Consider the following 14,067-nt stretch of genomic DNA (forward strand, 5'->3'; position numbering starts at 1 on the left):
GAGGCCCGAGCATGAGCACCTCCACCACATCGGCCCCACCGCCGGGCACCCGGCAGCCGCCGAAGACCCGGCACGGTCCACCGGTTCCGCCCGCTCGGCGCGGCCTGCGGCGGGCCCTGCGCCGCGACTGGCAGCTGTACTCGCTGGTCGTGCTGCCGCTGCTGTTCTTCCTGGTCTTCCGCTATCTGCCGATGATCGGCAACGTGATCGCCTTCCGCCGCTTCGAGCCGGGCGGTTCGATCCTGGGGGAGCAGTGGGTCGGGCTGCGGTACGTGGAGATGTTCCTGAGCGACCCCACCTTCTGGCAGGTCTTCCGCAACACGCTGTGGCTCGGCGCGCTCACCCTCGTCTTCTGCTTCCCGATCCCGATCGTGCTGGCGCTGCTGCTCAACGAGGTGCGCCGCACCGCGCTCAAGCGGTTCGTGCAGTCGGTGTCGTATCTGCCGCACTTCCTGTCGATCGTGATCGTCGCCGGCATCACCATGCAGATGCTCGCCACGGACGGGCCGCTCAACCACGTGCTCGGCTGGTTCGGCCACGACCCGATCCGGTTCGTCCAGGAACCCGAGTGGTTCCGCACGATCTACGTCGGCTCCGAGATCTGGCAGACCGCCGGCTGGGGCACCATCCTCTACCTCGCCGCGCTCACCACGATCGACGACGACCTCTACGAGGCCGCCCGCATCGACGGCGCGAACCGCTGGCGGCAGATCTGGCACGTCACCCTGCCCGGCATCCGCCCCACGATGGTCACGCTGCTGATCCTCAACATCGGCACCTTCATGGCGGTCGGCTTCGAGAAGATCCTGCTGCTCTACAACCCGCTGACCTACCCGACGGCCGACGTGGTCTCCACGTACCTCTACCGGGCCGGCGTCGAGTCCAACAGCTTCAGCTACGCCGCGGCGATCGGTCTGTTCGAGGCGGTCATCGGACTGGTGCTGATCACCTCCGCGAACCAGCTGTCGCGCCGCACGGTGGGGACGAGCCTGTGGTGACCCGCGACCGGCCGACGCGCGGCTATCGCGTCTTCCAGGGCGTCAACGGCGTCGTCCTCACCTTCGTCGTGCTGGTGACCCTCTACCCCTTCGCCAACATCGTCGCCCGCTCCTTCAGCGGCGAACGCCAGATCCGGGCCGGTGAAGTGACGCTGTGGCCCAAGGGGTTCGACCTCACCACCTACGAGATCGTCCTCCGCGACTCGATGTTCTGGCGCAACTACGGCAACACCGTGCTGTACACGGTGCTGTCGACGGTCGTCGCCATGGTCCTGACGACCTGCTACGCCTACGTGCTGTCGAAGAAGCACCTGCGCGGACGCGGAGTCCTCGTCGGCGTCGCCGTGTTCACCATGTTCTTCTCCGGCGGACTCATCCCGCACTACGTCCTGATCACCAGCCTCGGCCTGAAGAACTCCGTGTGGGCGATCGCGCTGCCGAACGCGATCAGCGTCTTCAACCTGCTGGTGATGAAGGCCTTCTTCGAGAGCCTGCCGGCCGAGCTGGAGGAGGCCGCCGAGATCGACGGGCTGAGCACCTACGGCGTGCTGCTCAGGATCGTGCTGCCGCTGTCCAAGGCGGTCATCGCGACGATGGTGCTGTTCTACTCGGTGTCGTTCTGGAACTCCTGGTTCTCGGCCTACCTCTACATGGACCGCAACGACCTGATGCCGGTCACCGTCTATCTGCGCAACCTCATCGCGGGCGCCACCGGCGCCACCAACGCCGGCGCCACCACCGAGCAGGGCAGCCAGGTCGCGGCGAGCATCCAGGCCGTCACCATCGTGCTGACCTCCCTGCCCATCCTCTGCGTGTACCCGTTCGTCCAGCGCTACTTCGTCTCGGGCGTGATGCTCGGCGCGGTCAAGGGCTGAGCGCCGCCACCGGCCCAGGCGGCCTACGGAACAAAGGAGTGTCCGTGAAGAACCGAGGAAACCTGTCACGACGTCAGATCCTGTCCGCCGCCGGCTTCGCCGGCCTCGCCGTCCTCACCGGCTGCGGCAGCGGCGACGACGGCGGCGGCAAGGACCTGTCGAAGAAGCAGAACGGCGCGATGAAGGACTACCGGGCCGGCCAACAGTTCAAGGCGGCCAAGCCGCTCTCCTTCTCGCTCCTGCACAACGACAATCCGAACTACCCGATGAAGGGCGGCTGGTTGTTCTGGCAGGAGCTCACCGAGCGCACCGGGATCACCCTGAAACCGGTGTCGGTCCCGCTGAGCGACTACGAGAAGAAGCGCAGCCTCCTCATCGGCGCGGGCGACGCCCCGTTCCTGATCCCCAAGACGTACCACCCGTCCGAGGTCGCGTTCGTGTCGTCGGGCGCGATCCTCCCGGTCAGCGACTACGTCCGGCTGATGCCCCACTTCCAGGACAAGGTCAGGAAGTGGCGGCTGGAACCCGAACTCGACTCCATCCGCCAGTCCGACGGCAAGTACTACCTGCTGCCCGGCCTGCACGAGAAGGCCAAGTCCGGCTACTCGCTGTCCCTGCGCACGGACGTCCTCGACCGGCTCGGCCTGACCCTGCCCACCACCTGGGACGAGGTGTACACCGTCCTCAAGGCGATCAAGGCGCGGTACCCGGACCGCTACCCCTTCACCGACCGCTGGAGCACCAACACCCCCTTCCCCGCCGGCGCCCTCTTCGGTTACCTCGGCCAGGCGTACGGCGTCCGGGCCGGCTGGACCTACGACAACATCAGCTGGGACGGCGCGCGGAAGACGTTCGTCTTCACCGGCGCCACCGACGGCTTCCGCCAGATGACCGACTATCTGAGGAAGCTGGTCGCCGAGAAGCTGATGGATCCCGAGAGCTTCACCCAGACCGACGACGACGCGGTGAAGAAACTGCTCTCCGAGAAGTCCTTCGTGATCAGCGCCAACTCCCAGGAGCTGGTGCAGAACTACCGCTACAACCTGGAGAAGCAGGTCCAGGGCGCGCGGATCGAGATGATCCCGGTGCCGCTCGGACCCGCCGGGCCCGTGGTGATCGGCGGCGCCCGTCTGGAGAACGGCGTCATGATCTCCAGCAAGGCGCTCAAGAGCGACACCTTCGTCGCCATGATGCAGTTCGTGGACTGGCTCTGGTACTCGGACGAGGGCCAGCGGTTCGCCAAGTGGGGCGTGGAGGGCACCACTTACACCCACACCGGCGGGCAGTACCGGCCGGCGGACGGCATCTCCCTCATGGGTTCCGACCCCGACGCCCCGAAGGACCTCCAGAAGGACTACGGCTTCTTCAACGGAGTCTTCACCTACGGCGGCAGCTGGGAGCTGGTCTCCTCCTCCTTCGGCCCGGACGAGAAGAAGTTCCAGGACGCCATGGCCCAGCGGCGGGAACTGCCGATCGGACCCGCGCACCCCTTGCGGTCCGTGGAGCAGGAACAGGCCACCCTGTGGGACACCCCGCTCCGCGACCATGTCATCCAGAACACGCTGAAGTTCGTCCTCGGCAAGCGCCCGCTGTCCGAATGGGACGCCTACGTCGCCGAGTTGAAGGCCAAGAACATGGACCGGCTCGTCGACCTGCACAACAAGGCGTACGAACGCTACAAGAAGGAGAACGGGTGATCCGCGTCCCCGCCGAGGCGAGGGGGCGGCTCCCCGAGGCATGGCGTCACTGCGTCGGCACCGGCCGCGTCGAACTCGCCCTGCGCCGCGACTACCAGGACTCCCTGGCCCTCCTCCAGCGCGAGATCGGCTTCCGGCACATCCGCGGCCACGGCCTGCTCTCCGACGGCATGGGCGTGTACCGGCCCTACGAGCACGAGGGCGCCCGCCAAGTCCATCACTCCTTCACCTACGTCGACCAGGTCGTCGACTCCTACCTGGCCCTCGGTATCCGGCCCTTCCTCGAACTCGGCTTCATGCCGTCCGAGTTGGCCGCCGGCGAGCAGACGGTGTTCTGGTGGCGGGGCAATGTCACCCCGCCCCGCTCCCACCGGGAGTGGGCGGCCCTGGTCACGGCCACCCTGCGCCATCTCGTCGACCGCTACGGCCTCGACGAGGTCCGCGCCTGGCCGATCGAGGTGTGGAACGAGCCCAACCTGCCCGACTTCTGGCAGGGCGCGGACGAGAAGGCCTACCACCGGCTGTACGAGGTGACCGCGCACGCCGTGAAGGAGGTGGACGCCGGACTCCAGGTCGGCGGCCCGGCGATCTCCCCGGGCGCGGACGACTGGCTGGACCGGTTCGCCGAGCACTGCGACGACCGGGACGTGCCCGTCGACTTCGTGTCCAAGCACGCCTACACCTCCGGACCCGCCCGCCACGTGCCGTTCGGCGTCCACCAGACCCTGGCCCCGGCGAGTGGCTTGCTCGACCAGTTCGCCACGCCCCGCGAACGGCTCAAGGGCTCACGCCTCGGTGAACTCCCCGTCCACATCACCGAGTTCAACTCCTCCTACCGCCCCGACAACGCCGTTCACGACACCGCCTTCCACGCCGCCTACCTGGCGCCGGTGCTCGCGGCCGGCGGGGACCTCGTCGACTCCTTCTCCTACTGGACGTTCAGCGACGTGTTCGAGGAGATCGGCGTCCCCACCGCGCTCTTCCACGGCGGCTTCGGCCTGCTCACCCACCGGCAGGTGCGCAAACCGGCCTACCACCTGTACGCGTTCATGGCCCGGATGGGAGCCGAGCTGCTCGCCCGCGGCGACGACCATCTCGTCACCCGGCACCCCGACGGCCGGGTCACCGTGCTGGCCTGGGCGCCCGTCGACCACACCGGCGCGACCCCCGGCCCCGACCGGCACGAACTGCGCCTCTCCGTGCCGGTCGCGGGCCGGGGCGAGGCGTTCCTGCGGCGGTCCACCGTCGACGAAGAGCACGGCAACGCCCGCACCGCCTGGCGGCACATGGGCAGCCCGCGCTCACCGAAGCCCGCCCAGCTGGACGTCCTGCACGAGGCCGCCGAGCCCGCCCGCAGCCACCGCCGCACCCCCCTCGCCGACGGCCGCGCCGACCTGCGGCTGACCCTGGCCCGCCACGAGATCACCCTCGTCGAACTGACCCCGCTCACCGACGAGACCCCACCCTGGTGGAACGAACGCCGCCTGCTCGACGGGGAGACGCCATGAGGGCCGTACGCCCGGCCGACGGCACGGCAGCCGCCACGAGCCCCCCTCGCCGCTCGGCCGACGGCACGGAGACCTCATGAGCACCGCCCCCGCCGCCGACTTCGGCACCGGCGTCCTCTCCCGTGCCGCCGCCCTCGTGCACACCCTCCTCACCGTCGAAGCCCTGTTCCTCGCCGCCTCCGCCCCCGGCCTCGCCGGGCTGCTCCTGCTCGGCCTCGGCCCCGGCCCCGACGCCGCCAACCTGCCGCTCGCCGCCCTCTGCCTGCTCCCCGTCGGACCGGCCGCCTCCGCCGCCGTCTACGCGCTGCACCACCGCGGCCGCGACCTCACCGACCTCCATCCCGCCCGCGTCTATCTGCGCGGCTGGCGGCTCAACGCCCACTCCGCGCTGAAGCTCTGGGCCCCCCTGCTCGCCTGGCTGACCGTGATCGCCTTCACCCTCACCCACTTCGCCGCCACCGGACTGCCCGGCTGGTGGGCGGTGCTGCTCGGCGCGATCGGCGTGGTGCTGCTGCTGTGGGGCGCCCACGCCCTCGTCCTCACCTCGCTCTTCACGTTCCGCGCCCGCGACACCGCCCGCCTCGCCGCCTACTTCCTGCTCCGGCACGGCCGCGCCACCCTCGCCGCCGCCTCCCTGCTCGTCCTGGCCGGCGCGTCCACCGCGCTGCTCACCGAGGCCCTGCCCGCCCTGTTCGCCGCACCCCTGCTGCTGTCGCTGCTGCACTCCGGCCGCACGGTGATCGCCGAGACCCAGGAGGACTTCACCGCATGACCACGCCGCACACCCCGAAGATCCCGTACGGCGGCGACTACAACCCCGAGCAGTGGCCGCGGCATGTCCACGACGACGACCACCGCCTGTTCACCCGGGCCCGCATCGACACCCTCACCGTCGGCGTCTTCTCCTGGTCTCTCACCCAACCCGGCCCCGACGTCTACGACTTCACCACTCTCGATCGCATCATGGACCGCGCGGCCGACGAGGGCCGCCGTGTCTGCCTGGCCACCGGCACCGCGGCCCTCCCGCCCTGGCTCGCCAAACGGCACCCGGAGGTCAACCGCACCGACTTCGAGGGCCGCCGCCACCGCCACGGCCAGCGCCACAACTTCTGCCCCAGCTCACCGGCGTACCGCGACCACGCCACGGCCATGGCCGCCCGCCTCGCCGAACGCTACGCACACCACCCGGCGTTGCTGGCCTGGCACATCAACAACGAGTACGGCGGGGCCTGTTACTGCGAGCTGTGCGCCGAGGCGTTCCGGGCATGGCTCAGGGACAAGTACGGCACCCTCGACGCCCTCAACGACGCCTGGTGGACGGCCTTCTGGTCCCACCGCTACTCCGACTTCGCCGAGATCGAACCGCCCAGCGCCCTCACCGAGCACTGGCGCGGCCCCGACCACACCGCCTTCCAGGGCATCACCCTCGACTACTTCCGCTTCACCACCGACGCGCTGCTCGGCTGCTTCCTCGCCGAGAAGGAGGTGATCCGCGCCCATGACCCCGACACCCCCGTCACCACCAACTTCATGGGCATGTTCCGCCCCCTCGACTACCACCGCTGGTCGCCCCACCTCGACTTCGCCTCCTGGGACAGCTACCCGCCCCTGGACGCCCCGCCCACCTGGTCCGCCCTCGCCCACGACCTGATGCGGGGCCTGAAGGACGGCGCTCCCTTCTGGCTGATGGAGCAGACGCCGTCCACGACGGCCTGCCGTGACGTCAACCCCCTCCGCCGCCCCGGTGAACTCCGCCTCGCCACCTTCCAGGCCCTCGCCCACGGCGCCGACGCGGCCCTCTACTTCCAGCTGCGGGCCTCGCGCGGGGCCTGCGAGAAGTACCACGGCGCGGTGATCGGCCATGCGGGCCGTGACGACACCCGCGTGTTCCGTGAAGTGGCCGAACTGGGCGGGGAGTTGGAATCGCTCGGCGACGCGACCCTCGGCGCGCGCACCCCGGCTCGCACCGCCCTGCTCTTCGACTGGGACAGCTGGTGGGCCCTGGAGATCTCCGACGGCCCGTCCCGGCTGGTCAAGTACCAGGAGGTGGTCCACGCCTACTACCGCGCCGCCCGTGAGGCCGGCGCGGACGTGGACGTCGTCCCGGTCACCGCGGACCTCACGGCGTACGACGTGATCTTGGCCCCCGTCCTGCACATGGTCAAGGGCGACCTGGCGCGACGACTGGAAGCCGTCGCCGCGCGCGGCGGAACCGTGGTGACGACCTTTCTCTCCGGCCGAGTCGACGAGCACGACCGCGCCTTCCTCGCCGACGTCCCCGGCCCGCTCGCGCCCCTCATGGGCGTCCGCGTCGACGAGTGGGACTCCCGCCCACGGGACGTCGTTCAGCCCGTCCACCTGGGGGAGGAGACCTACGAGGCCCGCCTGGTCTTCGAGATCGTGCTGCCGCGCGGCGCAGAGCCGGTCGGCACCTACGGCGACGACTTCTACGCCGGCACCCCGGCCGTGACCCGCAACCGCTTCGGCGACAGCGGCGGCGAAGGCTGGTACATCGCCACCGCCCTCGACCAGCCCGGCGTCGACAAGGTCGTCCGCACGGTCCTGGCCCGCCATGACCTGCTCGGCCCCCACGCCGATCAGCCGGCCGTCGAGACGGCGACCCGAGTCGCCCCCGACGGCACCCGCCTCCTCTTCCTCCTCAACCACGCCCCCCGACCGGCCCGTCTGACGGCCCGGACTGCCGCCACCGACCTGCTGACCGGCAAACGGGTCGAGGCGGGCGAGCCGCTGACCCTCGACCCGCTGGGCGCGGCCGTCCTCCGCCTTCAGTAGATCCGGCGCCCATGTGCGTCGGGCACACCCGACTTCCGGAAGAAGTAGCTGTTCACCTGGTCGCGCCACTCGCGGGCGCTCCGGAGCTGCTCCTCGAACCGCTCCGACCCCCGCGCGTGGCGCGCCGCGTCCACGAGGTCCACCAGCGAGGCCCATACCTCCCGGGCCGCCGCCACCTCCTCCACGCCCTCGAAGTGCGTGTCGTAGATGTGCTGGATCACCGTCTTGCCGCTGTGCAGCATGTGCCCGTACGACACGTGGTGGAAGAACAGCAGCAGCTCGTCCGGGCAGGTGTCCGGCGACTCGTACAGCTCGGCCCACGGCTTGGCGTACTGCCCCGCGAACCCGGTCCCGGCCGCCGCGCTCCGGTCGACGCCGATGCCGTCGCGGTCGGCGAAGTGGTAGGTGCCCCAGGGGCTGTACTCGTAGCCGTCGACGCTCGGCCCGTAGTGATGACCGGGCTGCACCATCCAGCCCACCCCGAGCGGGGCGGTGTACTTCTCGTACGTCGCCCAGGAGCCGTCCAGCACCCGGCGCAGGCCGGTGACCAGCCGCTCGGGGGCGGACGGGAAGCTGAGCGCGATCCACTCGTCCAGGATCCCGAGCGGCTCGGCGTCCGGCTGCCAGGCCAGCCGCCCGAAGGTGTACAGGTTGGCCTGGGCCAGCGGATGCCCGGTCCAGAACGGGTCGTCGCCCACGTTGGACACCGCCACGATCCCGCCCCGCGCCGACTCCCCGACGGACGGCCCGCCTTCGCCCCGCGGCCGGAACCGCAGCACCTCGCTCCACATCGGCCCCAGCCAGCACACGTGCCGCTGCTGCCCGGTGTACTCCTGCGTGGCCTGCACCTCCACCGCGAGCCGGGTCCGCGGCAGCGCGCCCAGCACGGGCGAGACGGGCTCCCGCACCTGGAAGTCCATCGGCCCGTGCTTCACCTGGAGCACCGCGTTGTCCGCGAACTTCCCGTCCAGCGGCGCGAAATGGTCGTACGCCGCCCGCGCCCGGTCCGTCGTCCGGTCCCGCCAGTCCTGCCGGTGGTCGTAGACGAACGCCCGCCAGTGCACCGTGCCGCCGTGCGGGGCGAGCGCGCCGGCCAGCAGGTTCGCGCCCTGCGCGTGCGAGCGCCCGTAGGTGAACGGCCCCGGCTGGCCCTCCGAGTCGGCCTTCACCACGAACCCGCCGAAGTCCCCGATCGCCGCGTACACCCCGCGCACCGCCCGCTCCCACCAGGCGCGCACCTCCGCGTCCAGCGGGTCGGCCGTGGACAGCCCCCCGAGCACGACCGGCGCGGCGAAGGTGACCGACAGATGCGTCCGGATCCCGTACGGCCTCAACACGTCCGCTATCGCGGCGACTTCACCGATCCGGTCGGTCAGCAGCCGGGCCTCGGTCGCGTGCACGTTGACGTTGTTGACGCAGACGGCGTTGATCCCGCAGGCCGCGAGCAGCCGCGCGTACGCCCGGACCCGCTCCGGCTCGCCGCGCGCCCGCCCGTCCCGCCAGAACAGCGAGCCGCCGGCGTACCCGCGCTCCACCTGGCCCATGACCGGGTGCACGGCCACGTTGTCCCAGTGGTCCAGCATCCGCAGGTCCGTCGCCGGCCGGTGCACCTCACGCGGACGCACACCCTGGAACGCCTCCTCGCCGAGCCGCACGACGTGGAACAGGCCGTACAGCAGCCCGCGCCCGCCGCAGGCGGTGACCGTCGTCGTACCGCCGTCCCGGGCGAACGCGAACCCCTCGTCCCCGAGCCCGAGTCCGCCGTCGGCAGCCTCCACCACATCGGCCGCCTCGACCAGGTCGAGCAGCAGGTCGTACGCGCCGTCCCGTACGACCTCCCCGCCGAACCGCCCACAGGCGTCCGTCACTTCATCGCGCACCGTCCCGACCAGGGGGCCGGAGCCCCTGACCAGGGTGCGCCGGGTCCCCAGCGGCCGGAAGGCCTCCGGGGGCAGCCAGCCGGGATCGATCCCGTTCAAGACAGCAACTCCACTTCGGCCAGACGGACTTGGCCGTCGACGACGAGGCGGTACGCCGCGTACGTACCCGGCGACCTCACGCTGAACGCGCGGGTATGCCGGTCCCACGCGAAGCTCTCCCCTGAACGCCGGTCCAGCGTCTTCCAGGTCCTCCCGTCGGAAGACCCCTCCAGCCGCCAGCCCGCCGGGGCCTTCGCACGGTCGGCGGAAGTCAGCGTGTACTGCACCGCCTTCGTGCCCGTGCTCGCCTTCGCGCCCGCCTCCCTGCCCGACGCGACCGGCAGCTCGACCGCGCCCGTCACCTCCGCCACCGTCGCCGACGTGTCGTCGAACAGCGCGCCCCCGCCCCGCAGCGCGTCCGTGCGCGGGGTCGGCGCCCTGTCGTCCCGGGTGATCGAGACGGGCCCCGCCTTCTTCCCGCTGCCCCACGCCGAGGGCCTCGGGCCCATGTCGAAGTCCAGCACCGCACCCTTGGCCAGCAGCGAGTGCGGGAGCGAAGTCGACGTCCAGGCGCGCCCGTTGACCTTCAGGCCCTGGACGTACACGTTCCGTGCGCTGTTCTTCGGCGCCCGGATCACCAGGTCCCGGCCGTTCTCCAGATGGACGGTCGCCTTGGTGAACAGCGGGGAGCCGACGGCGTATTCGCCGCCGCCCATCACCAGCGGGTAGATGCCGAGCGCGGAGAACAGGTACCAGGCCGACTGCTCGCCGTTGTCCTCGTCGCCGTGGTAGCCCTGTCCGATCGAGCTGCCGGTGTAGAGGCGGGAGAGCACCTCGCGCACCTTGGCCTGCGCCTTCCAGGGCTGCCCGGCCGCGTCGTACATGTAGATCGCGTGGTGGGCGACCTGGTTGGAGTGCCCGTACATGCCCATCCGCACGTCCCGCGCCTCGGTCATCTCGTGGATGACCCCGCCGTAGGAGCCGGCGAACTCGGGGGAGGCGGTCTCCGGGGTGGTGAAGTAGGCGTCGAGCTTCTTCGCCAGGCCGTCGCGGCCGCCGTACAGGTTGGCCAGGCCCCGGCTGTCCTGCGGGGCGGTGAAGGCGTAGCCCCAGCCGTTGGTCTCGGTGTAGTCGTATCCCCACACGCGCGGGTCGTAGGAGTCGGACGGGACGCGCCAGTCGCCCTCGGCGTCCCGGCCCTGGAAGAAGCCGGCCTTCGCGTCGAAGAGATGGACGTAGCCCCGGGCGCGGTTGAGGAAGTAGTCGGCCTCCTCGCGGTAGCGCGCGACGCCCGTCCGCTCGTACAGGGCCTGGCCCATCCGGGCGATCCCGTAGTCGTTGAGGTAGCCCTCCAGCGCCCACGACAGGCCTTCGTGGGTGGCGGTGCTCGTGTAGCCGAGGAAGGGGGAGGTCGCCATGCCCTTGCGGCCGACGCCAGACGACGGGGGCACGACCGTGGCGTTCTTCAGCGCCGCCTCGTAGGCCGTCCTCGCGTCGAGTCCGACGCCCTTCACATAGGCGTCCGCGAAGGCCACGTCCGAGGAGGTGCCGGTCATCAGGTCGGCGTACCCGGGGGAGGACCAGCGCGAGGTCCAGCCGCCGTCCTTGTAGTGCTGCACGAAACCGTTCGCCAGCGCGCCCGCCCGCGTGGGCGTGAGCAGCGAGTACGCCGGCCAGGTCGTCCGATAGGTGTCCCAGAAGCCGTTGTTGACGTACACCTTGCCGTCGACGATCTTCGCGCCGGTGCGCGTCGGGGTGTCGGGCCCCGTCGCCGGCGAGAACGGGGAGGCGTACCGGCACTTCGAACCCACCTTCTCGAAGCCGGAGTTGGGGTACAGGTACAGCCGGTACAGGCTGGAGTACAGCGTGGTCAGCTGGTCCGGCGTCGCGCCCTCGACCTCGACCTTCCCGAGGAGGCGGTCCCACTGCCGCCGGGCGTCGGACCTCACCTTCTCGAACGGCGTGCCCTCGGGGATCTCCTGGCGGAGGTTGTCGCGGGCCTGGTCGACGCCGATCAGCGAGGTCGCCAGCCGCAGGGTGACGCTCCGGTCGGCGCCCGCGTCGAACCGCAGCCAGCCCCTGCCCCCGCCCGACGCCTCGCCCGAACCCTCGCCCGACGCCCCGCCCGACCCTCCGCCCGACCCCCCGCCCGAAGCCCCGTCCGTCACCGGCGCGTCGAACTCGCCGTACACGAAGAGCCGGGTCGCGCCGGTCGACAGCCCGGACTTCACGTCCGAGTAGCCGGTCACCACCCCGTTCTCATGGTCGAGCGTCAGCCCCGCCTGGTCGGAGACGTTGTCGAAGACGACGCTCGCGTCCGCGCCCGGATAGGTGAAGCGCAGGGCGGCCGCGTGGTCGGTCGGCGCCATCTCCGCCGTCAGCCCGTTCTCGAACCGCACCCCGTAGTAGTACGGCCGCGCCGTCTCCCGCTCGTGCCGGAACGGCAGCGCCCGCGCCGTGCGCCCGGTGTCGGGGACGCCCGCCGCAGCCGACGGCATCACCTGGAACGTCTGCCGGTCGCCCATCCAGGGGCTCGGCTCGTGGCTCGCGCCGAACGCCTGGATCGTCGGCAGGTTGTCCGCGTCGTTCCCGCGGGCGTAGTCGTACAGCCACCCCAGCGAGGACGCGTTCGTCACCGGGGTCCAGAAGTTGAAGCCGTGCGGCACGGCCGTCGCCGGGAAGGTGTTGCCGCGCGAGAAACTCCCGCTGGAATGCGTGCCGCGTGTGGTCACCGCGTAGTCCGACACATGGGCCCTCGGCGCCTCGGGCGCGGCGGTGCGCAGCGCGATGTCGTCCACCCAGCCCCGGAACCGCGCGGGCCCGCCGGGGGAGTCGTAGGCGACGAGGATCCGGTCGACGGTCTTCCCGGCCGCCACCGCGCCGACCCCCGCGACCACGTCGTTCCACTGGTTCACGTAGAGCGCCTTGGCCGCGCCCTGTCCGCGCGGCGACAACGGGAAGCCGTACCGGTCCCGCGCGCCGAGCCCGCTCAGATACGTCCCGTCGGTGAACGCCAGGTCCACCGACACGTGCGTGGCCGCGTAGTCCCGGTCGCCGTCGGCCATCGCCGGGAAGATCCGGTACGCGAGCTGTGTGCGCGGGCCGATCCTGACGTCGACGTCGAAGACCTTGTTGTAGGAGTGGCCCGGCCCGGACGCGGTGTGCCGCCCGGCGTAGCGCAGGGCGCGCAGGCCGGTGAAGCCGGCGCGCGCCTTCGCGGTGGGGGAGCCGCTCGGGCCGCGGTCGACGACGGTGAGCATGTCCGGCGGCACCGGGCCGTCGCCGCCGCCCGTGCCGAACCGCACGTCGGCGAGCTGGAGGAGGCCCGCGCCGTGGTTGCGGGTGATCTCCAGGCGGAAGTGCCGGTAGGCGGTCGCCGGGCCGGCCAGGGCGTACGTCTGCGTCCGGAACCGTTCCGCGAAGGACTCCCCGGCACGGGTGTCGAGGGTCGTCCAGGCCGTGCCGTCCGCCGAGCCGCTGAGCGTCCAGTCCGCCGGGTCGCGTACGGGGAAGTCGTTGGCGGAGGTGAGCGCGTACGTGGTGACGGCGGCCGGCGCGGCGAGGTCGAACTCGATCCAGCCGGTGGCCTGGAAGGTCAGCCACTTCGTGCCGGCCTCGCCGTCGACGAGGTTCTCCTTCACCTCGCCGCCCGCGGTGTTCTCCGCGCCGGCCCGCAGCGCCGTCACCCGGTCGGTCACATCGCCGGGGAGCCCGCCGCCGTAGCCGCCGTCGACCCCGAAGGCGCGTTTGCCGCCGTCCGGCGTCGTCTCCACGGTGCTCTCCCAGTCGGGCGCGGGCTGGTCCGGCTCGAACGAGGAGGCGAAGTCCCGGTCGGCGGCCGGGGCACGGGGCGGCGCCGCGACCGCCGCTCCCGGTGTGGCCGCCGCCATGACGAGCGCGGCCGTGACCACGACCGCCCGAGCCCTCGCGAACCTCGCGAACCGTCGTAACCGCTGCATGCGTGAGCATCCTCCCCGCGCCGGACCGCGCCGGACAACGTTGTCTCCCTGGTCGCGCAGACATCAGTAGGGAGCAAGTGGCCAGGGGTGTCAAGGAGGTTGATTGCGCCACGCGGGGCCGAAGTCATGCGATTCCCCGGTCGCCGTTTTCCGGGTTTCCGCATTTCCGCCAGGTCTCAACTCGGAAAAGACCCGCGGCCAACCTTGCCTTCGATCTTGATCCGCTGACGGGAAGTGGACTATACCTGTCGGCAATTCACGCGATCCGCACGACCCTGCTTGACCTGACCGCGGTGCCGGGAAGGATCCGGTTCACCG

8 protein-coding genes are annotated in these 14,067 nt (G+C 71.1%); 6 read left to right on the forward strand and 2 right to left on the reverse strand.

Going from position 1 to position 14,067, the window contains the following annotated elements; all coding sequences use genetic code 11:
* The first annotated feature begins 11 nt into the window (after positions 1-11).
* From ACFYX4_RS26705 to ACFYX4_RS26730, 6 genes are all read left to right on the forward strand, one after another.
* Positions 12-998, forward strand: coding sequence for an ABC transporter permease (locus tag ACFYX4_RS26705; protein ID WP_389338393.1), 987 nt, complete (start codon positions 12-14; stop codon positions 996-998).
* Positions 992-1,873, forward strand: a complete 882-nt coding sequence (locus ACFYX4_RS26710; protein WP_389338396.1) for a carbohydrate ABC transporter permease — start codon at positions 992-994, stop codon at positions 1,871-1,873. The genes ACFYX4_RS26705 and ACFYX4_RS26710 overlap by 7 nt, the downstream gene beginning before the upstream one ends.
* A gap of 44 nt (positions 1,874-1,917) precedes the next feature.
* Positions 1,918-3,570 carry an extracellular solute-binding protein gene (locus ACFYX4_RS26715; protein ID WP_389338399.1) on the forward strand — a complete coding sequence of 551 codons (1,653 nt, stop codon included), beginning with the start codon at positions 1,918-1,920 and terminating at the stop codon, positions 3,568-3,570.
* A complete protein-coding gene (locus ACFYX4_RS26720; RefSeq protein WP_389338402.1) occupies positions 3,567-5,078 on the forward strand; it encodes a glycosyl hydrolase in 1,512 nt (503 codons plus the stop codon). The genes ACFYX4_RS26715 and ACFYX4_RS26720 overlap by 4 nt, the downstream gene beginning before the upstream one ends.
* Positions 5,079-5,154: 76 nt before the next feature.
* Entirely contained in the window at positions 5,155-5,850 is a 696-nt protein-coding gene (locus tag ACFYX4_RS26725) for a hypothetical protein (RefSeq protein ID WP_389338405.1), read from the forward strand.
* On the forward strand, positions 5,847-7,871 hold the full coding sequence (locus tag ACFYX4_RS26730) for a beta-galactosidase (RefSeq protein ID WP_389338409.1): 2,025 nt from the start codon (positions 5,847-5,849) through the stop codon (positions 7,869-7,871). Before ACFYX4_RS26725 ends, ACFYX4_RS26730 begins: the two co-directional genes overlap by 4 nt.
* On the opposite strand, the gene ACFYX4_RS26735 is transcribed toward ACFYX4_RS26730, so the two are convergent.
* Both ACFYX4_RS26735 and ACFYX4_RS26740 read right to left on the reverse strand, forming a co-directional pair.
* Entirely contained in the window at positions 7,865-9,850 is a 1,986-nt protein-coding gene (locus ACFYX4_RS26735; RefSeq protein WP_389338412.1) for an alpha-glucuronidase, read from the reverse strand. The genes ACFYX4_RS26730 and ACFYX4_RS26735 overlap by 7 nt on opposite strands.
* The gene (locus tag ACFYX4_RS26740; protein ID WP_389338416.1) at positions 9,847-13,749 is read right to left on the reverse strand and encodes a GH92 family glycosyl hydrolase; all 3,903 of its coding nucleotides are present in this window, start codon (positions 13,747-13,749) and stop codon (positions 9,847-9,849) included. Before ACFYX4_RS26740 ends, ACFYX4_RS26735 begins: the two co-directional genes overlap by 4 nt.
* Positions 13,750-14,067: the final 318 nt, after the last annotated feature.

This window comes from Streptomyces sp. NPDC002328 (assembly GCF_042890065.1).
GTDB lineage: Bacteria > Actinomycetota > Actinomycetes > Streptomycetales > Streptomycetaceae > Streptomyces.

What these genes read in the sequence shown, in the direction of transcription:
- ACFYX4_RS26730 (WP_389338409.1), top strand. Translation starts at nt 5,847, where the DNA reads ATGACCACGCCGCACACCCCGAAGATCCCGTACGGCGGCGACTACAAC.
- ACFYX4_RS26725 (WP_389338405.1), top strand. Translation starts at nt 5,155, where the DNA reads ATGAGCACCGCCCCCGCCGCCGACTTCGGCACCGGCGTCCTCTCCCGT.
- ACFYX4_RS26740 (WP_389338416.1), bottom strand. Translation starts at nt 13,749, where the DNA reads ATGCAGCGGTTACGACGGTTCGCGAGGTTCGCGAGGGCTCGGGCGGTC.
- ACFYX4_RS26705 (WP_389338393.1), top strand. Translation starts at nt 12, where the DNA reads ATGAGCACCTCCACCACATCGGCCCCACCGCCGGGCACCCGGCAGCCG.